The sequence below is a fragment of the Cupriavidus sp. DF5525 genome (assembly GCF_040149425.2).
Lineage (GTDB): Bacteria > Pseudomonadota > Gammaproteobacteria > Burkholderiales > Burkholderiaceae > Cupriavidus > Cupriavidus pickettii_A.
This window is the reverse complement of the sequence record NZ_CP168265.1, coordinates 3,706,743-3,729,823: the sequence shown is the minus strand read 5'-3', so window position 1 is coordinate 3,729,823 and position 23,081 is coordinate 3,706,743. Positions and strand designations below refer to the sequence as shown.

Below are 23,081 nucleotides of genomic sequence, written 5' to 3'. Positions count from 1 at the left end.
AACTTCAACACACAGAGCAAAGCTATGCAGTTTCCGGAAATCGCTCCCCTCGACGAGGCCTTGCGCCCCGCGTTGCAGGCTGCCATCGACGACAAGACCAAGCCGCTCGGCGCGCTGGGCCGGCTCGAGTCGCTGGCGCTGCAACTGGGCCTGATCCTCGGCACGCAACGCCCCGCGCTGCAGCGGCCCACGATGATTGTGTTTGCCGCCGACCACGGCGTGGCCGATGCGGGCGTCAGCGCCTACCCGGCCGAAGTCACCGCACAGATGGTGCAGAACTTCCTGAGGGGCGGCGCGGCGATCAATGTGTTCTCGCGCCAGCATGGCATTGCGCTGGAGATCGTTGATGCAGGCGTGCGCGTGCCGCTGCCGCAGGCGCCGGGGCTGGTCAACTGCCGCATCGCCGACGGCACGCGCAACTTCGCGGTCGAGCCCGCGATGACGGCTGAACAGGCCGCCGCCGCAATGACGGCCGGCATGGCGCGCGTGTTGCGCCATGCGCAGCAGGGCTGCAATGTGATCGGGTTTGGCGAGATGGGCATTGCCAATACCTCGGCAGCCGCCTGCCTGATGCAGCGACTCACCGGGCTGCCGCTTGACGACTGCATCGGCCGCGGCACGGGCCTCGACGATGCCGGCCTGGCGCGCAAGCGCGAAGTGCTGGAACGCGCGCTTGCGCTGCATGCCGGGGCAGAGTCGCCGCTCGAGGTGCTGGCCACCTTCGGCGGCTTCGAGATCGCGATGATGGCCGGTGCCTTCCTGGCCGCCGCCGCCAGCCGCATGGTGATCCTGGTCGACGGCTTTATCGCCTCGGCCGCGCTGCTGGTGGCGCAGCGCCTCGACCCCAACGTGCTGCAGTACTGCGTGTTCACGCACTGCTCGCACGAGCGCGGCCATCGCGCGCTGCTCGCGTATTTCGGCGCCGAGCCGCTGCTGGCGCTGGACCTGCGTCTGGGCGAGGGCACCGGGGCCGCGCTGGCATGGCCGCTGGTGGCGTCGGCGGCCGCTTTCCTGAACGAGATGGCGACCTTCAGCGGCGCCGGTGTCAGTACCGCCTCGTCATGAGCGTGCCGTCCGACCCGGTGCCCGCGCCAAGCGCCCCCACGGGGCTGGCAGGCGAGCTGCGCTTCTTCCTGACGGCGCTGGGCTACTTCACGCGCGTGCCGTTGCCCGGTTGGCTGGCGCGCTGGGTCGGATTCGAACCGCATTACCTGCACGCTGCCGCGCGTTATTTCCCGCTGGTCGGGCTGCTGGTCGGCGGCGTGGGCGCACTGGTCACCTGGGGCGCGATGCTGTGGTGGCCCGTCGGCGTCGCCGTGCTGCTGGGCATGGCCGCCACGCTGCTGCTGACCGGCGCCTTCCATGAAGACGGCCTTGCCGATTGCATCGATGCCTTCGGCGGCGCGTGGCAGCGCGAGGATGTGCTGCGCATCATGCATGACTCGCGCATTGGCGCGTTCGGCGCGATCGCGCTGGTGGTGGCGCTGCTGCTCAAGTGGCAGCTGCTGGTGGCGATCGGCGCGCACGGCGGGCTGGCCGTGCTGCTGATGGTGATCGTGGCCGCGCATGCTGCCAGCCGCGCGATGGCGGTCAGCTATCTCGCCACGCTCACTTACGTGCGGCCCGAGGGCAAGGCCAAGCCGGTGGCACAGCGCCTGGCCGGCGCGGGAATGGTGTTCGCGCTGCTGTGCGGGCTGGCGCCGCTGTGGCTGCTGTCGCCGCTGTTCTGCGCCGCGGCCATTGCCGCGCTGCTGGTGCTGTGGTGGCTGCTCGGCCGCTATTTCGTGCGTCGCATCGGCGGCTATACCGGCGACTGCCTGGGCATGGCACAGCAGTGCGCGGAAATCCTGCTCTACCTGGTGGCCGCGGCATGGATGTGGTCCTGATCCGCCACGCGCAGCCGGAGGTCCCCGCGGGCACTTGCTACGGCTGCCTCGACCTGCCGCTGGTGTCGCCGCTGACGCCCGCGGTGGCGCAGATCGTGGCAGGGCTGCCGGCGCCTGCGTGCATCGTCACCAGCCCGCTGGCGCGCGCGAGCGGGACCGCGCAGGCACTGGCGCAGACGGCCGGCGTGTCCGCCATCGACAGCGAGCCGCGGCTGCGTGAGATCGACTTCGGTACGTGGGAGGGCATTGCGTGGGATGCGATCGACCGCGACGCGCTCGACCAGTGGGCGGCGGACCTGCTGCATGGCCGCCCGCACGGGGGCGAATCGCCCGCGCAGGCGATGGCGCGTGTCGCCGGCTGGGCCGGATCGCTCGATGTGGACAGCGCTGACTGCATCTGGGTGGTCAGCCATGCCGGCCCGATGCGCATGCTGGCCGCGCACTGGCTGGGCGTGCCGCTGGCGGTCACCGTCAACTGGGCGCTTGGCTTCGGCGCCAGTTGCCGCTTCCGGCTCGGCGCGGGTGGCGTGCGGCTGGACTGGTGGAACCGCGGCGCCTGATCAGCGCGCGGGGCGTCGTTTGCGGGCCGTGTCGAGGTCCTTGCAGATCTGCTCGGCACCTTGCACCACGCGCGGGCCGGCGCGGTTGACCAGGTCGCCGTCGATCACGAACAGGTTGTTGCGTGCCACCGCGGTGACCTGCTTCCAGCGCTGCCACATCTCGAAGTCCGGCAGCGGCTGGTCCGAGCGCGTGGCGCCCATGCCCGCGGTCAGCATCGCTTCAGGATTGCCCGCAATCACAGCTTCCACCGACACCGTCGGCACCAGCGGCGTCTCTGCCGCGAACAGGTTGCGCCCGCCGCAGAGCGCCAGCATGTCGCTGACCAGGTGCTGGCCGTTGAGCGTCATCAGCGGCTGCTGCCAGACCTGATAGAACACTGTCACCGGCGGCCGCGCCGCGTAGGTCTTGCGCAGCGTCTCCACCTGCTGGCGGAAGCTGTCGGCCGCGCGCCGCGCCGTTGTCTCGGTGCCCAGCAGCGTGCCGAGCTTCTCCAGGTTCTCCGGGATCGATGCCAGCTTGCGCGGCTCGCTGTAGAACAGCGGCAGCCCAAGCGAGCGCAGCCGGTCGGTCTGCTTCTGCGCATTGCCATGGCGCCAGATCACGATCAGGTCTGGCTTGAGCGCGGCGATGCGCTCCAGGTCCAGCGCCTTGTTGTCGCCCACGCGCTGGATCTCGCGCGCCTGCGGCGGATAGTCGCTGTAGCTGACCGTGCCGACGATGCGGTCGCCGCCGCCGGCGGCGAAGATCATTTCGGTCACGTGCGGCGCCAGCGAGATCACACGGCGCGCGGGCTGGGCCAGTGTCACGGTCTGGCCTGCATCGTCGACGACCGACACGGCGGCTTGCGCGGGCAGGGCAGCAGCCAGTGCGAGGACGATGGCGGACTTCGGGAGGTTCAGCATGGATGTAGGGGGGCGTGGATCAGGCAGTGACGGCGGCCAGCGCTGCATCGAGACGCGACCAGGCTTCTGTCTGGTCGGGCGGCAGGCCGAGGCGCAGGCTCGGCGGGCAGCCGCCGGCGGCGTCGAACAGCCGGGTCCAGACACCGTGCTGTGCCAGGGCTTCATGCAGCCGTGCGGCATCGGCATGCGGCACCCAGCAGAACAGCGGGTGCATCACGGGCGCGAACCCGTGGCGCTCCAGCAGCGCGGTGAGCCGGGCGCCTGCCGCGCACAGCCGTGCGCGGGTCGCCTGCTGCCAGCTTCGGTCCGTCAAGGCATGGCGCGCGACCTCGCGCGCCGGGCCTGAGACGGTCCAGTGGCCCAGCCGCTCGCGCAGCGCTTCCAGCAGCGCCGGCTGCGCCAGCACGAAGCCGCAGCGGATTCCGGCGAGGCCATAGAACTTGCCGATCGAACGCAGCACCACCAACCCGGCTGCGCCGCTGTGCGCGGCGACCGATGACGCAGGCAAGCAATCGATAAAGGCTTCGTCGACCACCAGCGTGCCGCCACGCGCCGCCAGCAAGGCATGCCAGCGCAGCAGCGTAGCGGGCGGCAGCAGCCGGGCGGTCGGGTTGTTCGGGTTCACCACGACGAGATGATCGAGTGCGTTGGCGAGGTTTTCCCGCGCGAAGTCCGCTTCATCCAGCGGCACCACCGAGTGTCCGGCCGCGGCAAAGGCGGGCGCATATTCGCTGTAGCCCAGCGCGGCGATGCCCACGCGGCCCGCGCGCAGCAAGCCCGGCAACGTGCGGATAGCAGCCTGCGAGCCGGCGACGGGCAACACCTGCGGCGCACCGCAAGCCTGCGCCGCCAGCTCGGCCAGTCCGTCATCATCTTGCGGTAGCCGTTGCCACACCTGCGCGGCCAGTGCCGGCACCGGATAGCCGTCGGGATTGATGCCGGTGGACAAGTCGAGCCAGTCGTCGGCAGGACGGCCGTAGCGGCGCACCGCGGCCAGCAGGTTGCCGCCATGGCGGATCGGGGCAAGGGCGGTGCTCACGTCGGCGTGGAAACGGCAAGAACGACCAGCGCGCTGGCGCCTGCCAGCACGAGCCACAGCCACAAGGCGCGATCGACCAGCCGCAGGCAGGCCATCACATGCGCGGCCTGCGGCGCGGTGCCCGCGCCCAGCGGCGGACGTTGTTCAATTTCACCGTGATAGCGCGCCGGACCGCCGAGCTGAACGCCGACCGCGCCGGCGCCCGCGGCCATCACCGGGCCGGCATTGGGGCTGGACCACGCGGGTGCCTGCGTGCGCCAGCAGCGCAGCGCCTGCGCGGTGGCGCCGAGCAGTGCGTAGGACAGCGCGGTCAGCCGCGCGGGAATGAGGTTGAGCAGATCGTCGATGCGCGCCGCGGCCCAGCCGAAATACAGCAGCCGCGGCGTGCGGTAGCCCCACATCGCATCGAGCGTATTGGCCAGCCGGAACGCGATCACAGCGGGTGCGCCGCCAACCAGGAACCAGAACAGCGCGCCGAAGATCGCGTCGTTGCCGTTCTCCAGCGCCGATTCGCAGGCGGCGCGCGCCAGCGCTTCGGCATCGGCATCGGCGGTGTCGCGCGAGACGATGCGCGCGGTCAGCTTACGTGCGGTCGGCAGGTCGGAGGCGGTGAGTGCGGCGGCGATGGGGGCGACATGCTGGTGCAGGCTGCGCGCGCCGAGCGCGGCATACAGTGCCAGCGCGTGCAGCGCCAGCGCGGCAAGCGGATGCCAGCGCGCGGCAGCTTCGACCAGCCCCCACGCCAGCGCGGCTGGCACCAGCACCAGCGCGCACCAGCCGGCAACGCCGGCCAGGCGCTGCCACCACGGCGCGCCGCGATGCGCAGGATCATTGATGCGTCGTTCGAGTGCGCTGGCGATGCGGCCAAATCCCACCAGCGGATGCCAGCGGCGCGGCTCGCCCAGCCAGCGGTCCAGCAGCACGCCTGCCAGTGCAGCGGCAACGCAGGCCGGCCAGGCCTGCATCAGCATGCGGGATCGGCGCCCTTGACCGCAACCGGGATGCCCGCCACCAGCAGCCGCACGCGGTCGGCGGCAGCGGCCAGCTTCTGGTTCAGGCGGCCCAGTTCATCGACATAGAAGCGGGTGATCGCGCCCATCGGGATCACGCCGAAACCGATCTCGTTGGAGACCAGGATCACGTGGCCGGGCAACGTGGGCAGCGCGGTGAGCAGCGCTTCGATTTCCTCGGTGAAGGGATCGGGCGGCGTGATCACGCCGTGCTCGGGATAGCTGCGGCCGTCGGGGAAGAGCAGGTTGTTCATCCACAGCGTCATGCAATCCACCAGGATGCAGCCGTCGTGGCGCGCGTTGGCATAGAGCGCGTCAGCCAGGTGCACCGGCTCTTCCACCAGGCGCCAGTCGGCGGGGCGGCGCGCGCGGTGCAGCGCGATGCGGACTTCGAGTTCCTGGTCGGCGTGCGCCGGGTCTTGTCGCGCGGTGGCGACGTAAGTGACCGGGCCACCGATGACGGTGGCGTGGTCGGTGGCGAGCTGTTCGGCGTAGTGGCTCTTGCCGGAACGCGCGCCGCCCAGCACCAGCGTGAGCTGGCGCGCGCCGTTCCCGCTGGTGGCGGCTCGCGGCTGGGTAGCGGCGGCCGTGCCGGGCGCGGAGGCGGGTGCGATGGCCGGGGTTTCCATCCGCGTATTGTAGCCGCCGCATCCGACCCTCGCATCCTGCTCTTGCAAGGCCCCGGTGCGATAATCCGCCGATGCAATCCGATTCCCCGCAAACGATACTGCCGGGTGCCCTGTGCGGCACGCTGATGATCCAGGGCACGACCTCCGATGCCGGCAAGAGCACCGTGGTGGCCGGCCTGTGCCGCGTGCTGGCCCGCGCCGGCACGCGCGTGGTGCCGTTCAAGCCGCAGAACATGGCGCTGAACAGCGCGGTCACCGCCGACGGCGGCGAGATCGGCCGCGCACAGGCGCTGCAGGCGCAGGCTGCGGGTCTCGCGCCGCATACCGACATGAATCCGGTGCTGCTCAAGCCCAGCAGCGACACCGGCGCCCAGGTGATCATCCACGGTCGCGCGCGGCTGGACCTGGACGCGCGCGCCTACCACGCCTACAAGCCCGAGGCGATGAAGGCTGTGCTGGCCTCGCACGCGCGCCTGGAACAGGCGTATGACGTGGTGCTGGTGGAAGGCGCGGGCAGCCCGGCCGAGATCAACCTGCGCGAGCGCGATATCGCCAACATGGGCTTTGCCGAGCGCGTCGACTGCCCGGTGGTGCTGGTGGCCGACATCGATCGTGGCGGCGTGTTCGCGCACCTGCTCGGCACGCTCGACTGCCTGTCCGAGAGCGAACGCGCACGCGTCACCGGCTTCATCATCAACCGCTTCCGTGGCGATATCAGCTTGCTGGAGCCCGGGCTCGACTGGCTCACCGCGCGCACCGGCAAGCCGGTGTTCGGCGTGCTGCCTTACCTGCACGGCCTGCACCTGGATGCCGAGGACGCGATCATCGGCACGCAATCAGACAAGGCCGGCACGCCGGCGCAACGGCTGCGCGTGATCGTGCCGGTCATGCCGCGCATCGCCAACCATACCGACTTCGACGCGCTGCGCGCGCATCCGCAGGTCGACCTGCAGTTCGTCGGGCCCGGCATGCCCATCCCGCCGGCCGACCTGGTGGTGCTGGCCGGCAGCAAGAGCGTGCGCGCCGACCTGGCGTTCCTGCGCGATAACGACTGGGAGCCGGCGCTGCGCCGCCACCTGCGCTATGGCGGCAAGCTTATCGGCATCTGCGGTGGCATGCAGATGCTGGGCCGGCAGGTGCATGATCCCGATGGCCGCGAAGGGCCGGCCGGCAGCAGCCCGGGCCTGGCCTTGCTGGACTACGAGACCACGCTGGCCGCGGAGAAGCAGTTGCGCCAGGTCGGTGGCAGGCTGGCGCTGGACGATGCCGACGCGCCGGTGCGCGGCTACGAGATCCACCTTGGCGTCACCACCGGCGCGGGACTCGAACAACCCGCCCTGTGGCTCGACCGCGGCGACGGCACGGTGCGGCCCGACGGCGCGCGCTCCGACGACGGACAGGTCCTGGCCACCTATGTCCACGGCCTGTTCGACGACCCTGCCGGCTGCCAGGCGCTGCTGCGCTGGGCGGGGTTGGACGGTGCCCAGGCGGTGGACCTCGATGCACTGCGCGAGGCCTCGATCGAGCGGCTGGCCGACACCATGGCCGCGCACCTTGATCTCGGAGCGATGCTGGCGCCGCTGCGGCGCTGAAGCAATCTCACGGCCCACGGGGCAGGGCCCCTGTTAGAATCGCGAATCCTTCGCATTTGCATTCTGCGCGGGATATGGCTGCTACGCCATATCCCGCGCTTTGCAGCGCCCGCTCAACGCACTTCCACCCCGTCATGGTCACCGGCCGCCTGCGCGTCGTCCTCGTCAAGCTGCACCTGTATATCGGCCTGAGCCTCGGCCTGCTGTTCGTCCTGTTGGGGCTGACCGGCATGGCCATCGCGTGGCGCGAAGAACTGGACGCGTGGCTCAATCCGGACCTGCTGGTGGCCTCCGCGCCGATGACGGAGGCGGTCTCGCCGGCCACCGTCCAGGCCGTGACCGAACGGCTGGCCGCACCCCCGTATGGCAAGCCCAACCTGCTGATGCTGCCGAACCATGCCGATGGCGTATTCATCGCGTGGTACCCGGTCAAGGGGCCGGATGGCGTCGTGCCCGGCCGCTCGCGCCAGGTGATGGTCGATCCGGTGACGCTGGATGTGAAGGGCGAGCGCGTCTGGGGCGAGGCGGGCCTGTCGCGCCGCCTGCTGCTGCCGACGCTGTTCCACCTGCACCGCTACCTGCTCTCCGGCGACACCGGCAAGACCATCACCGGCGTGGTCGGCATGCTGCTGCTGCTGACGACGCTGGCCGGCATGGTGGTGTGGTGGCCAAAGATGAAGCTGCGCTCGGTGGTGCAGGCCTTCCGCATCACGCACGGCGGTTCGTGGCCGCGCTTCAACTATTCGCTGCATCGCGCCGGCGGCATCCTGGCCGCGCCGGTGCTGGCCACCATCGCCTTTTCGGGCTGGTACCTGAACCTGCCGAAATGGGTGACGCCCATCGTGGCGGGGGTGATGACCGTGACGCCGCCGGTCAAGCACGTGTCCGCCCCGGCGCCGGCCGGGGCCCGGCAGCTCAGCGCGGCCCAGATCATGGCGGCGGCGCAGACGCAGTACCCGGATGCGCAGGTGACGCGCATCAGCCTCCCGCGCAAGCCCGGCGACGCCTTCGAGGTGCGCTTGCGCCAGCCCGGCGAGGTGCGCAAGGACAGCGGCGCCACGCGGCTGTGGCTGGACGCCTGGACCGGCCAGCGCCTGGGTGCGCGCGACCCGCACGACGCGCCTGCCGGCGACACGCTGCTGAACTGGCTGTTCCCGCTGCATACCGGCGAGGCCTTTGGCCTGCCGGGCCGGTTGTTCATCACGCTGTTCGGGCTGGCGCCACTGACCTTTGCCGTGACCGGCGTGCTGATCTGGTGGAAGCGGCGGCGCGGCCACCAGCGGCATGTGGTAAAGACCGCACAGCGCTCCAGTATGCGCGGGGCATGAAAAAAGCAGGCCGCGGCCTGCTTTTTCTTTACCTCGGACGCGGCGATGCCGCGCGCCTCAGATCTCCAGGTTATCGATCAGTCGGGTCGCACCCAGCTTGGCCGCCGTCAGCACCACCAGCGGCTCGCCCGCGGCGAATTCCTCGCGCGTCGGCGCCTGCAGGTCGACGCGCTTGCGGATCGACACGTAGTCCGGCTTCCAGCCGCGCTTGGCCAGCGATTCCTTCGCGCTGGCCTCCACCGCCAGCAGGTCGGCCGCAGCGCGGTCGCTGCCCAGCACGGTGTCGCGCACGTCATGCAGCGTGCGGTACAGCACCGGCGCCTCGGCGCGCTCGTCCGGGCTCAGGTAGCGGTTGCGCGACGACAGCGCCAGGCCGTCTTCGGCGCGTATGGTCTCGGCGGGAATGATGTCGATCGGCAGCGCGAACTGCTGCACCATGCGGCGCACGATCATCAGCTGCTGGTAATCCTTCTTGCCGAACACGGCCACACGCGGCTGTGCGCACGAGAACAGCTTCATCACCACCGTGCACACGCCCTTGAAGAAGCCGGGGCGGAACTCGCCTTCCAGGATGTCGCCGAGGTCATGCGGGGGCTCGACGCGGTATTCCTGCGGCTCGGGGTACATGTCGCGCTCGGAGGGCGCGAACAGCACATAGACGCCTTCCTTCTGCAGCTTTTCGATATCGTCCTGCAGCGTGCGCGGGTACTTGTCGAAATCCTCGTTCGGGCCGAACTGCAGGCGGTTCACGAAGATCGACGCCACCACCGGGTCGCCGTGCTGGCGCGCCAGGCGCATCAGCGACAGGTGGCCTTCGTGCAGGTTGCCCATGGTGGGGACGAAGGCGGCGCGGTTCTGGCCGCGCAACTGGTCCCGCAGCTCTTGGATGGAGGAAATGACTTTCATCTGGCTAGGTTTGCTGGTCGTGGTGGCGGTGACCCGGCGCCGGTATCAGGTGCGGCGCATGGACAAACCGGTTTCGGCCTCTGTCGGGCGTTGGACCCTCGGGCGCTTGCCGTCGGGGCGTGTACTGCCGGCTGTCGGCGGATTGTAGATCAACTGGGGCGGCACCGGACCCCGCGCCACGGGTGGGTCAGCTGGGGCTGTACGCCAATCGCACATAAATTGGCGCGAACGGCTCGGCCTGGGTGATCTCCACCAGCGACTCGCGCGAGAGTTCCAGCATGGCGATAAAGTTCACCACCACCACCGGCACGCCCTTGCCGGAGCGGATCGCGTCCTCGAACAGCTCGCTGAACTCCATGAAGCGTGCATGCTGCAGGCGGCGCAGGATCTGGCTCATGTGCTCGCGCACCGAAAGTTCCTCGCGCGAGATCTTGTGGTGCTGGTTGAGCTTGGCGCGCTTGAGCACATCGGCCCAGGCGGACTGCAGGTCGATCGTCTCCACCTCCGGGAAGCGCGGCGCCAGGCTCTGCTCGATATAGACCTGCGAGCGCAGGAAGTCGCGGCCCAGCTGCGGCACCGTGTCCAGGTGCTGCGCGGCCAGCTTCATCTGCTCGTACTCCAGCAGGCGGCGCACCAGCTCGGCGCGCGGGTCCTCGGCCTCATCGTCGCTGTCGGTCTTCCTGACCGGCAGCAGCATGCGCGACTTGATCTCGATCAGCATCGCCGCCATCAGCAGGTATTCCGCCGCCAGCTCCAGGTTGGTCTTGCGGATCTGCTCGATGTACGACAGATACTGCCGGGTGACCTGCGACATCGGGATGTCGAGGACGTTGAAGTTCTGCTTGCGGATCAGGTACAGCAGCAGGTCCAGCGGGCCCTCGAACGCTTCCAGGAAGATCTCGAGCGCGTCCGGCGGGATGTACAGGTCCTGCGGCAGCTTGAACAGCGGCTCGCCGTACAGGCGCGCGAAGGCCATCCCGTCGACCATGTCGGCGGGACCGGCCGGATTGGCCGTGGCGGGCGCCGCCGCGGGCAGCTCGACCGGCAGCGCCAGCTTGTCCTGTTCGGCGCTCATGGCCGGGTTGTGGACGACGGGGCGGGACGACGGGGCGGCGGGGATCAGTTGTCCTGCGAGTAGACGTAAGGCTTCTGCGCCACGCGCGAAGCCTCGGCGCGGGCGCGCTCTTCCAGGTCGATCGGCGACTTGTCCCACAGCAGGGCGCGGCCGTCGCGCTGCTCGGCTTCCAGCGTCGGGCGCTCTTGCTTGAGCTGCTTCAGGAACTGGGTGATATCGGATTCGTAGATGGCCATGGTGAAACCGTGATGCGCCGGGCGGGCGCTGATTGGATGCGGTGGGGCAGGATTTTACAGTATCGGCCCGGCCCGGTACGCATTTAGGCCGGCGCCGCGCCATCACGCGACCGGAAAGTTCCGGCAGCAGGGCCGTGTGTGGTCAAATACCGACTTCGTATGTGTGGACAAACGGCGATGCCGAAAGACACCGCTACCGACGCTCCAGGCGACATCAACGGATGAGGACCGATCTGGCAAGGATGGCAGGCCCTCCGGCCAGCGCCGCTATGCCGAAGGCGCCACTCGCAGGCCGGACGCCCTGGCGGGCGCGTGTGGCTGCGGCCGTGCTGGCGACGCTGACCGCCATCCTGGCGCTGCCGGCCGGCGCCGCCTACAAGGTCGAAGTCGAGGCCCCCAAGCCGATCCGCGAGATGCTGGAAGAGCATCTCGATCTGGCGCGCTACAAGGACCGTACCGACCTGTCTCCGGACCAGTTCGACTACATGGTCGAGACCGTCGGCGAGCAGGTGCGCCAGTTCACCTCCACCGAAGGCTATTTCGACCCGACCACCACCACCCGCGTGGAAGGCGAGGCCGACAAGCGCGTGGTCCACGTGATGGTCGACCCCGGCGCGCGCACGCTGATCCGCAATGTCGACGTCCAGGTGACCGGCCCGGCGGCCACGCGCTCGCCCGAGCAGGTGGCGGAACTGCGGTCCAAGTGGGGCCTGCCGGTGGGCGACCCGTTCCGCCAGGCAGACTGGGACAAGGCCAAGGAAGACGCGCTGGTCACGCTGCAGAGCCATAATTACTACGGCGCGCGCCTGGCCGCGTCGCAGGCACGGGTGGAGCCGGACGAGCTGCGCGCCGACCTGTCGGCCCACTACGCCAGCGGGCCGGCCTACCTGATGGGGCCGCTCAGGGTGACCGGCACGCGCCGCTATCCGGAACAGATCATCTACAACGTCAATCCGCTCAGCGTGGGCGAGCCGTACCGCGTGGAGCGGCTGCTGGAGCTGCAGCGCGCGATCCAGAACCAGCCGTACTTCTCCAACGTGCAGGTCGACCTGGAGCCGCCCCCGGATGCCGACAAGGCGCCCGACGGCGTGGTCACCGCGCCGGTCTCGGTGCGCGTGCGCGAGTATCCGGTGAACCGGCTCAACAGCGGCGTGGGCTTTACCACCGACACCGGCGCCCAGGTGGAAGGGCGTTACTCGTACTACAACCTGTTCAACCGCGCCTGGACCTTCGACTCGCAGGCGCGGCTGGAACAGAAGCGTTCCTACCTGTTTGCCGAGACCGCGATGCCGCCGGACCGCGGCAACTACCGCAACAGCGTGTACAGCAGCTACGAGCGCACCATCGACATCGAGAATACCGACACCACCAGCCTGCGCGCGGGCCTGAAACGCTCGCGCTCGCGCGAGAAGTACGACGTCACGACCTCACTGGATTTCTACTACGACAAGCTGGTGCCGGAGGGCCAGCCCAGCCAGATCAGCAAGGCGCTGGTGCCGGCCTTTGCGTGGACGCGGCGCGACGTCGACAACCCCGTGTTCCCGCGCCGCGGCAACGTGATCAGCACCCAGATCGGGGTGGCCGCCAAGGGTTTCCTCAGCGATGCCACCTTCCTGCGGCTGTACGGCCGTATTCGCCAGTACATACCGGTGGGCAAGCGCGACCTGGTGGTGGCACGGCTGGAACTCGGCGCCGACCTGACCGGCGACAGCTCGAGCCAGATCCCGGCCACGCTGCGATTCCGTGCCGGCGGCACCGATTCGATCCGCGGCTACACCTACCAGTCGATCGGCACGCCCAGCGGCGCCAGTATCCTGCCCGCCAAATACCTTGGCACAGGCAGCCTGGAGTACCAGTACTGGTTCAAGCCGGACTGGGGCGTGGCGGTGTTCTGGGATCTCGGCACGGCCGCCGACAACCTGCGCGGCGTGACCATCTACAACGGCGTGGGCGTCGGCGTGCGCTGGCGCACGCCGGTGGGCCCGCTGCAGCTGGACGTGGGCTACGGCATCCAGGAGCAACAGTTCCGGCCGCATATCTCGCTGGGGGTGGCGTTCTGATGGCTGCCCGCGCGCACCGGATGCCGGCATGAGCATCCCCGACCAGCCCGGCCTGCCCGGCGAGGGCACGCCCACGCAACCGACACCACCCGCGCCGCGCAAGCGCCGGCGCGTCTGGCGCGTGCTCGCCTGGCTGGTGGGCGTGCCGCTGGTACTGGTGGTTGCGCTGCTGGTCACCGGCGTGGCGGCGCTGAGCACCGAGGCCGGCACGCGCCACCTGTGGACGCTGGCCACGCGGCTGTCGGCCGGCATGCTCAGCGGCACGCTGGACGGCGGCACCGTCGCGCACGGCCTGCGGTTGCGCGACGTGGTGTTTGCCAGCGGCCAGACGCGCGTGGCGGTGGACCGCGTCGACGCCAGCTGGGCGCTGAGCTGGCAGCCGCGGCGGCTGCATGTGGAATGGCTGCGCATCGGCAAGGCCGAGGTGAAGCTGGGCCCGTCCGAGCCGAGCACCGAGCCGATGCAGCTGCCGAAGTCGCTCGAACTGCCGCTGGTCATCGACGTCGATACGCTGACGCTGGAGCGGCTGTCGCTGCTGCAGGGCACGGCGCCCACGGCCGAGCCGATGGTCTTCAGCAACCTGTCCGGTGGCGTGCACAGCGACGGCCAGCACCACCGCGTCAGCGTCGACAAGCTCGAGACGCCATACGGCAAGCTCGCAGCCAACGCCCAGCTCGGCGCTCGCGCGCCGTTTGTGCTCAGCGCCGAGGCGCTGCTCGAGGCGAGCTGGCAGAAGGAATCCTTTGCCGTCAACGCCACCGCCAACGGCACGCTCGAAGCCCTGCGCGCCGAACTGCAGGCCAATGGCGACCGCATTCACGTGCGCGCCGGTGCCGACCTGACGCCGTTCGGCAAGGTGCCGTTCACGCACCTGCTGGTCGATGGCGAGCGTATCAACCCGCGGCTGTTCAGTCCGACGGCGCCACACGCCAACCTGACCGTGCATGCCGAGCTGCGGCCGGTGGCCGGCGTGGCGGCTGGCGCGCCGCCGCAGGCGGCAAGCGCGCCCGCGGCCTCGGCGCCGCCCGCGGCTTCGGCCCCCGCGGCCGCGCCGCCCCCCGCACCGCTGGCCGTGGCCGGCGACGTCGAGATCCGCAACCTGGAAGCCGGCCCGCTCGACAAGGAACGGCTGCCGGTGCAGTCGGTGCGCGCCCATGTCGAGCTCAGCGAGATGGCGCAGGTCATCAGCGACCTGCGCGTGGCGCTGACCGGCAAGGCCGAGATCACCGGCGGCGGCACGCTGCGCGGCGGCCGCGGCGGCTTCGACCTGGACGTGCACCGGCTCGACCCGGCCGCGCTGCATGGCTCGCTCACCAGCGCCAGTCTGTCGGGTCCGGTGGTGGTGCGCCTGGAGCCGGGCCGGCAGAGCCTGGCGCTGGACCTGTCGGGCGCCGCCCTCAAGCTGTTTGCCGATGCCAATATCGACGCCGAGGCGGTCACGCTGTCCACGTTGCGCGCCACGGTCGGCCCCGGCGTGCTGACGGCCGAAGGCAAGCTCGGCCTCAAGGACAAGCAGCCGTTCAGCTTCAAGGGCAAGCTGGCGTCGTTCGACCCGTCGCGGCTGGCCAAGGTCGCCGCCGGCCGCATCAACGCCGACTTCACCGCCACCGGCGAGATCGCACCCGTGCTTGGCGTGGCGCTGGACTTCGCCGTGCATGAAAGCGAATACGCGGGCCTGCCGATGACCGGCGGCGGCAAGGTGCGCCTGGCCGGCGAGCGGCTGCTGCCGAGCGAGGCCTCGCTGAACATGGCCGGCAACCAGGCCGACCTGCGCGGCAGCTTCGGCGCGCGCGGCGATCAGCTAAAGCTGGCGGTCGATGCGCCGCAGCTCGAGCGCCTCAAGTTCGGCGTGGCCGGCAAGCTCAAGCTCGACGCCACCATCACCGGCACGCTGAAGAAGCCCGAGGTGGTGGCCGACTACAACGCGCAGGCGCTGGAGGTGGGCCCGCACAAGGTGGCCAGCGCCAGCGGCCGCGCTGAAGTGCGCGGCGGGCTGGACGGACCGCTGTCGGTGCAGCTGGCCGCGCGCGACTATCGCGGGCCGCAGGCGAGCCTCAGCACGCTCGACGCCACCCTCAACGGCACCCAGGCCAGCCATGTCTTCGACGTCAAGGCGGCCGGCAGCCTGAACCGGCGGCCGCTGCAGCTGGCGCTGTCGGGCCAGGGTGCGTGGAGGGGCAAGGACGGCTGGAACGGCACCATCCGCACGCTGGAGGGACGCAGCACGGTCAACCTGCGGCTGGCCGCGCCCACGCAGCTGCTGGTGGCCGACCAGCACGTGCGCCTGGGCGCCGCGCGGCTGCTGCTGGACCGCGCCACGCTCGCCATCGACAGCCTGGACTGGGACCACGGCCGCATCCGCACGGCGGGCAGCCTCGACGGCCTGCAGGTCGGCCATGTGCTGGAACTGATGGAAACCATCACCGGCGAGAAGCCGCCGGTGCGCTCCGACCTGGTGATCGACGGCCGCTGGAACCTGGCGCTGGCCGAGACCGCGACCGGGTTTGCCGAGCTGCGCCGGCGCAGCGGCGACCTGTCGGTCAACGCGGGGCGGGGCTTCACCACGCTCGGCCTGGGCGAGACCAGCCTGCGCGCCGACGCCGGCGGCAACCGCATCGCGCTGCGCGGCGGCATGGTGTCGGGGCGCATCGGCAAGGTGGTGGTGGATGCCTCGGCCGGGCTGGTGCAGGAACAGGGGCTGCAGACGGTGGGCCCGGCCTCGACGCTGGGCGGCACGATTACCGTGGACGTGCCGCGCCTGAAGTCGCTGGAGGCATTTACGGGGCCGCAGTACGCCTTCGAAGGGCGCCTGGCAGCGGCGATGCGGCTGGGCGGCACGGTCGGCGCGCCGCTGCTGACCGGCACCCTCAACGGCGACAACCTGGCGGTCACGCTGTACGACCAGGGGCTGCGCCTGACCGACGGCACCGTGCGCGTGGTGCTGGACCAGAACACGGTCGAACTCAAGCACGTGGAGTTCCACGGCGGCGACGGCAAGATCGTTGCCACCGGCAACATCAAGCTGGGTGAGGCCGATCCCAACCTGACCGGCAAGATCGTCGCCGAGAAGCTGCAGCTCTTTGCCAGCCCGGAGCGCACGCTGGTCGTGTCGGGCGATGCCACCATCGCCAACGAGAACAAGCAGATCGTGATCCGCGGCAAGTTCCGCGTCGACCGCGGCCTGTTCGACCTGCCCAAGGCGGGCGCGCCGGTGCTGGGCGACGACGTGGTGGTGATCCGCCGCAAGGACCAGCGCGCGGTGAAGACCGCCGCCACCCCGGTGCCGGAGACTAAGCCGGCAAGCAAGTTCAGCCCGGTGATCGACCTGACCGTGGACCTTGGCAACGACTTCCGCTTCCGTGGCGCGGGCGCCGACCTGACGCTGGCCGGCCAGATGAGCGTCAAGAGCGAACCGCTGGTGCCGATGAAGGCCACCGGCACGGTGCGGGTGACCGACGGCACCTACGAGGCCTTCGGGCGCAAGCTCAATATCGAACGTGGCATCATCAACTTCAACGGGCCGATCGACAATCCCAACATGAATATCCGCGCCATGCGCCGCAACCAGGAAGTGGAGGCGGGCGTGGAGGTGACCGGCACGGTGCGGCTGCCGCGCGTGCGGCTGGTGTCGGAGCCCAATGTGCCGGACGAAGACAAGCTATCGTGGCTGATGTTCGGCTACGGCGCGGAAAGCGCGGGGGCCGGCCAGCAGCGCCAGCTGAGCGGCTCGGCCCTGGGCGGCGCGGCGCTCGGCATGATCGGCAGCAAGACGGGCAAGGGGATTGTGCAGCATTTCGGTATCGACGAATTCTCGATCGGGCCCAGCACCGCGGGCCTGAACGACCAGCAGGTGGTCAGCATGGGCAAGGCCATTTCCGACCGTATGTCGGTTGGCTATGAGCAGAGCCTGACCTCGGCCTCGAACGTGGTGAAGCTGAGCTGGCAGTTCTCGCGGCGCTGGTCGCTGATTGCCAAGGGCGGCTCCATCAACGGTTTGTCGGTCTTGTTTAACCGCCGCTTCGACAGCTGGGCGAACCTGTTCAGCGGGACGTCGGGTCGCGGCGGCACCCGAAGGAGTCAGCAGGATGAAGGTCAGCCACTCGATCCCGAACGCGCCGCGCAGGCAGCCTCGGCAGTCATCGCCGAGCCTGTGCGCCGATAACGGACGCCTCTCCACTATTGCGTCGCCGCGACGCCTTGCCGCCATGGGAATGATTGCCTCCTTGCTCGCGCTGTTCGGCTGCGACCAGCAGAAGGTCGATGAAGCGATGAAGAAGGCGGGCGAGACCGCCCGCAATACCTGGAACGCGATCAAGCCCGACAGCGAGCTGTTCAAGGGCATCGTTCCGGGACAGTCCACCGAAGAGGAGCTGCGGCGCCAGGCCGGCAAGCCGGAGATCGTCTGGGAAGAAGCCGATGGCGGCCGCCGGCTGGAATATCCGCGCGGGCCGGAGGGCACGACCACCTGGATGGTCACCATCGGCGCGGACGGCAAGGTGGCGAAGATCGAGCAGGTGCTGACGCCCGAGAACTTTGCGCGCGTGCGTGCCGGAATGAGCAAGGACGATATCCGGCGGCTGCTGGGCAAGCCGACCAAGGTGGAGGCGTTCAGGTTGAAGAAGGAGGAGGTGTGGGGCTATCGGTGGATGGAGAGCTCGACCGACAAGGCATTCTTCAACGTGCATTTCAACAGCGAGGGCACGGTCACGACCACCTCGCGCAGCGACGATCCATCGAAGATGCAGGGCGGTTGAGGCGCGACCGAATCGGCGGGCGTAAAAAAAACGGCGGTCGCCCGAAGGCGCCGCCGTTTTTTCATCCAGCGCGGGATCAGCGGATCCGCATGCCCGGCACCGCGCCGCTGTGCGGCTCAAGGATATAAAGCCCCGGCGCCGCCTTTTCATCGGCAGCCGACGCAGCCAGCACCATCCCTTCGGACAAACCGAACTTCATCTTCCGCGGCGCCAGGTTGGCCACCACCACCGTCAGCTTGCCCACCAGTTGCTCCGGCGTGTAAGCCGACTGGATCCCCGAGAACACATTGCGCGTACGCCCTTCGCCCAGGTCCAGCGTCAGCTGCAGCAGCTTGTTCGAGCCTTCCACCTTCTGGCAATCCACGATCTTGCCCACGCGCAGGTCCACCTTGGCGAAGTCGTCGATGGTGATGGTGTCGGCAATCGGCTCGATCGAGGCAGCCGCGGCTGCCGGCGCCGCAGTCGCCTGCAGCGACTCGCGGTTTGCGGCCAGCAGCGCATCGACCTGCTTGGCATCGACGCGCGTCATCAGGTGCTGGTACGCCTGCACCGGGCTGGCGGCCGACAGCTGCCTGTCGATGGCGCGCCAGTCCAGCGGCTCGATGTTCAGGAAGCGCTCCACGCCCGCGGCCACGTTCGGCACCACCGGCTTCAGGTAGATCGTCAGCAGGCGGAAGGCCTCCAGCGACACCGAGCACGCCGCATGCAGCGCCGCGCGCTTGCCTTCATCCTTGGCCAGGTCCCAGGGCTTTTCGGTGTCGACAAAGGCGTTGACCGCGTCGGTCAGTTCCATCACCAGGCGCAGCGCCTTGCTGTACTCGCGCGCCTCGTACAGATGCGCCACCTGCGGCGCGGCCTGGCGCAGCTGTTCGAGCAGCGGATGGGCCAGCGCGGCTTCATCTACCTTGCCCTCGAAGCGCTTGACCAGGAAGCCGGCGGCGCGGCTGGCGATATTGACGTACTTGCCGATCAGGTCGCTGTTTACCCGGGCGATGAAGTCGTCCAGGTTCAGGTCCAGGTCTTCCATGCTCGCGTTGAGCTTGGCCGCGAAGTAATAGCGCAGCCATTCCGGGTTCATGCCGGTGTCGATATAGCTCTGCGCGGTGATAAAGGTGCCGCGCGACTTGCTCATCTTGGCGCCGTCCACCGTCAGGAAGCCGTGGGCGAACACATTGGTCGGGGTGCGGTAGCCCGAGAAGCGCAGCATCGCCGGCCAGAACAGCGTGTGGAAGTACAGGATGTCCTTGCCGATGAAGTGGTACTGCTCGGCGGTCGAATGCGGGCCGACCCAGGCGTCGAAGTCGATACCCCGCTTCTGCGCGAGGTTCTTGAAGCTGGCGTAGTAGCCGATCGGCGCGTCCAGCCACACGTAGAAGTACTTGCCGGGGGCGCCGGGGATCTCGAAGCCGAAGTAGGGCGCATCGCGCGAGATGTCCCAGTCGGACAGCGTCGAGGCCTCGCCCTCGCTGCCCAGCCATTCCTGCATCTTGTTGGCAGCCTCGGGCTGCGCCAGGTCGGCCACCCACTCGCGCAGGAAGGTCTCGCAGCGCGGGTCGGACAGCTTGAAGAAGTAGTGTGCCGACGACTTGCGCACCGGGGTCGCGCCGGACACCACCGAGTACGGGTTCTTCAGGTCGGTCGGCACATAGGTTGTGCCGCATACCTCGCAGGAATCGCCGTACTGGTCCTTGGCGCCGCACTTGGGGCATTCGCCCTTGATGAAGCGGTCCGGCAGGAACATGTTCTTGACCGGGTCGAAGAACTGCTCGACCTCGCGCTCGGCGATCAGGTCCTCGGCCTTCAGGGCCAGGTAGATCTTCTCGCACAGCTCGCGGTTTTCTTCCGCGTCGGTGCTGTAGTAATTGTCGAACGACACCAGGAAGCTGTCGAAATCGCGCTTGTGCTCGATCCAGACGCGGTCGATCAGCGCCTTCGGCGTGATGCCTTCCTTCTCGGCGCGCAGCATCACCGGCGTGCCGTGGGTGTCATCGGCGCCGACATAGTAGACCTCGTTGCCCATCATGCGCTGGAAACGCACCCAGATATCGGTCTGGATGTATTCCACCAGGTGGCCGATATGGATCTGGCCGTTGGCATAAGGCAGGGCGGATGTGACGAGGATGCGACGTGCGGTCATAGACAGGGGCCGGTCAGGAGCGGGGAAATGTCGTGGGGACGGCGCCAGCCAGGAGGGCGAGCGCGTGCCGGGAAGGGACTATTTTAGCAACTGGGCGCGGCGGACGCGTCGGTTCCGCATGGCGGAAAAGTCCGAAAGACCTCGGCGTGGCGAAACCTTTCGGCCAAAAAAAAGCGCCGGTCAGTGCCGGCGCAGCTTTCCACAACGGAAAAGGAGGAGAAATCAGGTACCGCCCGGGAGGTCAGCCACCCATCGCGAGCCAGCAACGGTGGCAAGCGGCACCTGTTTCTATGACAGGGTCATCCCTGAATTGGTTTCAAAAAAATTTCGACGCGGCGATTTTGTGCCCGGCCGGTCTCGCTGGCGTTGTCCGCCACGGGCTGGGCTTGCCCGCGGCCCTCGGCCGAGAGGCGGTTGCGTGCGACGCCGTGGTCACCCAGGTAGCTGGCCACGCTCTGGGCGCGGCGCTGCGACAGCTGCATGTTGTAGTTGGGGTTGCCGGTGCTGTCGGTGTGGCCGACGACACTTGCGGTCACGTCCTGATGCTGGCCCAGCGTCTGCGCGACTTGGTCGAGCACCGAGCGGAACGACGGCTTGATCGTGGCACTGTCGGTATCAAAGGTCACCTGGCTGGGGATATTGACCTTCAGCGAGCCGTCCGGCTGCTCGGTGATCTGGGTGCCCGTGCCCGCGGTGTCCTTGTTCAGTTTGCCGCGGATGGCGTTCCAGTTGTAGCCGGTCGCACCGCCGACGGCACCGCCCACGGCCGCGCCGACCAGCGTGCCGGTGGTATTGCCGCCGATCAGGTTGCCAAGCCCGGCGCCAACTGCGGCGCCCACGCCGGTTCCGACCGCCGTATGGGTCTGCTGTTCGGTGGCGCAACCGGCGGCCAGCAGCGTGGCGGCGGCGAGCGTGACGGTGACAAGCTTGATCTTCATGCTTTCTCCTTCTGATGTTCCCGAAAGTGTTCTGGGTACCGCATCGCGATGGTACCCCCAGGGCGGTGCTCAGGTAACCCTTTGTGCGCCTTTGTGCGCGTTGGGTCCCGTGCGGCGGCGATGTGCCATGCCGGCCCGCCCAACCGCACTACAATATGGATATGACGGCACGCGCACAAGTGCAAGGTTGTGAGATTTGTAATTGTCTGTAATCCCCCACCGTGCGGAGGGTATTGCGCGCCGATTACCGGCCCTCATGGCCGGTGCTGCATACTTTGATACATTACTCGCCAGTCGTGACGCGTGTTAAGCGTCCGTCCCCACATTCAATCAAAGCGGAGTTTGCCTTGAGCGTCAGCACTGAGCAGGTCACCGAAGTCCTGCGCACCGTCATCGACCCCAACACGGGCAAGGATCTGGTGTCCACCCGCTCGGCCAGGAATATCCGTGTCGACGGCGGCGATGTGTCGCTGGAGGTCGAACTCGGCTACCCCGCGCGCAGCCAGTTCGACCCGATCCGCAAGCTCGTGGTTGCCGCGGTGCGGGAGTTGTCGGGTGTGACCAATGTCAGCGTGGCCGTGACCATGAAGATTGTCGCGCACGCGGTGCAGCGTGGCGTCAAGCTGCTGCCGGGCGTGAAGAACGTGATCGCGGTGGCATCGGGCAAGGGCGGGGTGGGTAAGTCCACCACCGCGGTCAACCTGGCGCTCGCCCTGGCCGCCGAAGGCGCGCGCGTGGGCATGCTCGACGCCGATATCTACGGCCCCAGCCTGCCGATGATGCTGGGCATCGACGGCCGCCCGGAATCCGCCGACGGCCAGACCATGGAGCCGCTGGAGGGCCACGGGCTGCAGGCCAACTCGATCGGCTTCCTGATCGAGCAGGACAACCCGATGGTGTGGCGCGGCCCGATGGTGACCTCGGCGCTGGAGCAGCTGCTGCGCCAGACCAACTGGCACGACCTGGATTACCTGATCGTCGACATGCCGCCGGGCACCGGCGACGTCCAGCTGACGCTGTCGCAGAAGGTGCCGGTGACGGGTGCCGTGATCGTGACCACGCCGCAGGACATCGCGCTGCTCGATGCCAAGAAGGGCCTGAAGATGTTCGAGAAGGTGGGCATCCCCATCCTCGGCGTCGTCGAGAACATGGCGGTCTACTGCTGCCCGAACTGCGGCCACGTCGAGCACATCTTCGGACACGGCGGCGGCGAGAAAATGTGCGCCGACTACGGCGTGGACCTGCTCGGCAGCCTGCCGCTGAACCTGCAGATCCGCGAGCAGGCCGACTCCGGCCGCCCGACCGTGGTGGCCGAGCCCGACAGCCCGGTGGCCGAGCTGTACCGGGGCATCGCACGCAAGGTGGCGATCAAGGTCGCCGACAAGGCGCGCGACATGACCAGCAAGTTCCCGAGCATCGTCGTGCAGAACACCTGAGCGCGCGGCTCGCCGCGCCGGCAGACCATGGAAACCGAAGTCACGCCCGTGCCAGAGACGCCGCCACCCGGTGCCCGCCCCGCCGTCACCATGGCGGTGGTGATGCGCAAGGTGGCGCTGGCCAGCCGCTGGCAGCCGTGGAAGTGGCAGCTCGACGCGGTGCTGCCGGACCTGGGCGAGTTCGGCACGCACCCGGTTTGCCTGGAGCACGATGAACACGGCGCGCGCTGGCTGTACCCCGGTTTCGAGGTGGCGCTGTTCCGCGACCAGGGCGAGGGCTACTTCCTGAACCTGACCTCGACCACGCCGTGCTGGTTCGTGCTGTGGCGCACGCCCGAGGACGAGGATGGCGGGGGCAGCGGCGAAGACGCGCACCCGGTGCCCATGACCGTCACGCTGTCCTACAACGAAGCCGGCCGCTGGCTCGACGCCGGCGAGATCGTGGAAAACGTGCCGCTCGCGCCCGAGCAGCGCGAATGGCTGCAGGCCTACGTCAACGAGCACTATCGGCCCGAGCCCAAACAGCGGCGCCGGCCCGAATCGTTCAAGGCGCCGCAGGACCGCGCGCGCTACTGACCGTGACGACCTGACT

At 68.8% G+C, this 23,081-nt stretch carries 19 protein-coding genes; 10 read left to right on the top strand and 9 right to left on the bottom strand.

What is annotated here, in order from left to right; genetic code table 11:
- Positions 1-24 precede the first annotated feature (24 nt).
- The 3 genes from cobT to ABNX08_RS17395 are packed head-to-tail and all read left to right on the top strand — an operon-like array spanning position 25 to position 2,446.
- A complete protein-coding gene (gene cobT / locus ABNX08_RS17405) occupies positions 25-1,065 on the top strand; it encodes a nicotinate-nucleotide--dimethylbenzimidazole phosphoribosyltransferase (protein ID WP_349606247.1) in 1,041 nt (346 codons plus the stop codon).
- Positions 1,062-1,886, top strand: a complete 825-nt coding sequence (locus ABNX08_RS17400) for an adenosylcobinamide-GDP ribazoletransferase (RefSeq protein ID WP_349606245.1) — start codon at positions 1,062-1,064, stop codon at positions 1,884-1,886. Before cobT ends, ABNX08_RS17400 begins: the two co-directional genes overlap by 4 nt.
- Complete coding sequence (locus tag ABNX08_RS17395) at positions 1,871-2,446, top strand: histidine phosphatase family protein (protein WP_349606243.1); 576 nt, start codon at positions 1,871-1,873, stop codon at positions 2,444-2,446. Before ABNX08_RS17400 ends, ABNX08_RS17395 begins: the two co-directional genes overlap by 16 nt.
- Here the strand turns inward: ABNX08_RS17395 and ABNX08_RS17390 are convergent, their stop codons facing one another.
- Genes ABNX08_RS17390 through cobU form a run of 4 tightly spaced genes read right to left on the bottom strand, consistent with a single transcriptional unit; the run spans position 2,447 to position 6,027 of the window.
- On the bottom strand, positions 2,447-3,349 hold the full coding sequence (locus tag ABNX08_RS17390; protein ID WP_022536379.1) for a cobalamin-binding protein: 903 nt from the start codon (positions 3,347-3,349) through the stop codon (positions 2,447-2,449).
- Positions 3,350-3,368: 19 nt separating this feature from the next.
- Positions 3,369-4,388 carry a threonine-phosphate decarboxylase CobD gene (gene cobD, locus ABNX08_RS17385; RefSeq protein WP_022536378.1) on the bottom strand — a complete coding sequence of 340 codons (1,020 nt, stop codon included), beginning with the start codon at positions 4,386-4,388 and terminating at the stop codon, positions 3,369-3,371.
- A complete protein-coding gene (gene cbiB / locus ABNX08_RS17380; protein ID WP_349606241.1) occupies positions 4,385-5,359 on the bottom strand; it encodes an adenosylcobinamide-phosphate synthase CbiB in 975 nt (324 codons plus the stop codon). Before cbiB ends, cobD begins: the two co-directional genes overlap by 4 nt.
- Entirely contained in the window at positions 5,353-6,027 is a 675-nt protein-coding gene (cobU, locus tag ABNX08_RS17375) for a bifunctional adenosylcobinamide kinase/adenosylcobinamide-phosphate guanylyltransferase (RefSeq protein ID WP_022536376.1), read from the bottom strand. Before cobU ends, cbiB begins: the two co-directional genes overlap by 7 nt.
- Before the next feature lie 71 nt (positions 6,028-6,098).
- Here cobU and ABNX08_RS17370 point away from each other — a divergent pair, with 71 nt between their 5' ends.
- Together ABNX08_RS17370 and ABNX08_RS17365 are read left to right on the top strand one after the other, a co-directional pair.
- A complete protein-coding gene (locus ABNX08_RS17370) occupies positions 6,099-7,619 on the top strand; it encodes a cobyric acid synthase (protein WP_349606239.1) in 1,521 nt (506 codons plus the stop codon).
- A 134-nt stretch (positions 7,620-7,753) separates the two neighbouring features.
- Positions 7,754-8,947: a PepSY-associated TM helix domain-containing protein gene (locus tag ABNX08_RS17365; RefSeq protein ID WP_349606332.1), complete on the top strand. Its 1,194-nt coding sequence runs from the start codon at positions 7,754-7,756 to the stop codon at positions 8,945-8,947.
- Between the two features lie 57 nt (positions 8,948-9,004).
- Here ABNX08_RS17365 and panC read toward each other — a convergent pair whose 3' ends face one another.
- The 3 genes from panC to ABNX08_RS17350 form a co-directional block, all read right to left on the bottom strand.
- A complete protein-coding gene (gene panC, locus ABNX08_RS17360) occupies positions 9,005-9,853 on the bottom strand; it encodes a pantoate--beta-alanine ligase (protein ID WP_022536373.1) in 849 nt (282 codons plus the stop codon).
- Positions 9,854-10,040: 187 nt separating this feature from the next.
- On the bottom strand, positions 10,041-10,928 hold the full coding sequence (locus ABNX08_RS17355) for a ScpA family protein (protein ID WP_349606238.1): 888 nt from the start codon (positions 10,926-10,928) through the stop codon (positions 10,041-10,043).
- Between the two features lie 44 nt (positions 10,929-10,972).
- The gene (locus tag ABNX08_RS17350) at positions 10,973-11,164 is read right to left on the bottom strand and encodes a DUF3460 family protein (RefSeq protein WP_022536371.1); all 192 of its coding nucleotides are present in this window, start codon (positions 11,162-11,164) and stop codon (positions 10,973-10,975) included.
- A 269-nt stretch (positions 11,165-11,433) separates the two neighbouring features.
- Between ABNX08_RS17350 and ABNX08_RS17345 the strand changes: the two genes are divergently transcribed.
- From ABNX08_RS17345 to bamE, 3 genes are read left to right on the top strand one after another with little or no spacing between them, the layout of a single operon-like run.
- The gene (locus ABNX08_RS17345) at positions 11,434-13,224 is read left to right on the top strand and encodes an autotransporter assembly complex family protein (protein ID WP_349606237.1); all 1,791 of its coding nucleotides are present in this window, start codon (positions 11,434-11,436) and stop codon (positions 13,222-13,224) included.
- Positions 13,225-13,252: 28 nt separating this feature from the next.
- Complete coding sequence (locus ABNX08_RS17340) at positions 13,253-17,386, top strand: translocation/assembly module TamB domain-containing protein (protein WP_374063622.1); 4,134 nt, start codon at positions 13,253-13,255, stop codon at positions 17,384-17,386.
- A 43-nt stretch (positions 17,387-17,429) separates the two neighbouring features.
- Positions 17,430-17,978 carry an outer membrane protein assembly factor BamE gene (gene bamE, locus ABNX08_RS17335; protein ID WP_022536368.1) on the top strand — a complete coding sequence of 183 codons (549 nt, stop codon included), beginning with the start codon at positions 17,430-17,432 and terminating at the stop codon, positions 17,976-17,978.
- A gap of 76 nt (positions 17,979-18,054) precedes the next feature.
- Here the strand turns inward: bamE and metG are convergent, their stop codons facing one another.
- Together metG and ABNX08_RS17325 are read right to left on the bottom strand one after the other, a co-directional pair.
- Positions 18,055-20,115, bottom strand: a complete 2,061-nt coding sequence (metG, locus tag ABNX08_RS17330; protein ID WP_022536367.1) for a methionine--tRNA ligase — start codon at positions 20,113-20,115, stop codon at positions 18,055-18,057.
- A gap of 299 nt (positions 20,116-20,414) precedes the next feature.
- Positions 20,415-21,053, bottom strand: coding sequence for an OmpA family protein (locus ABNX08_RS17325; protein ID WP_022536366.1), 639 nt, complete (start codon positions 21,051-21,053; stop codon positions 20,415-20,417).
- 347 nt (positions 21,054-21,400) lie between these two features.
- On the opposite strand from ABNX08_RS17325, the gene apbC reads away from it, so the two are divergent.
- Together apbC and ABNX08_RS17315 are read left to right on the top strand one after the other, a co-directional pair.
- Complete coding sequence (gene apbC, locus ABNX08_RS17320; RefSeq protein ID WP_349606233.1) at positions 21,401-22,489, top strand: iron-sulfur cluster carrier protein ApbC; 1,089 nt, start codon at positions 21,401-21,403, stop codon at positions 22,487-22,489.
- Positions 22,490-22,516: 27 nt separating this feature from the next.
- Positions 22,517-23,065, top strand: coding sequence for a DUF3305 domain-containing protein (locus tag ABNX08_RS17315; protein WP_349606231.1), 549 nt, complete (start codon positions 22,517-22,519; stop codon positions 23,063-23,065).
- The last annotated feature ends 16 nt before the right edge of the window (positions 23,066-23,081 follow it).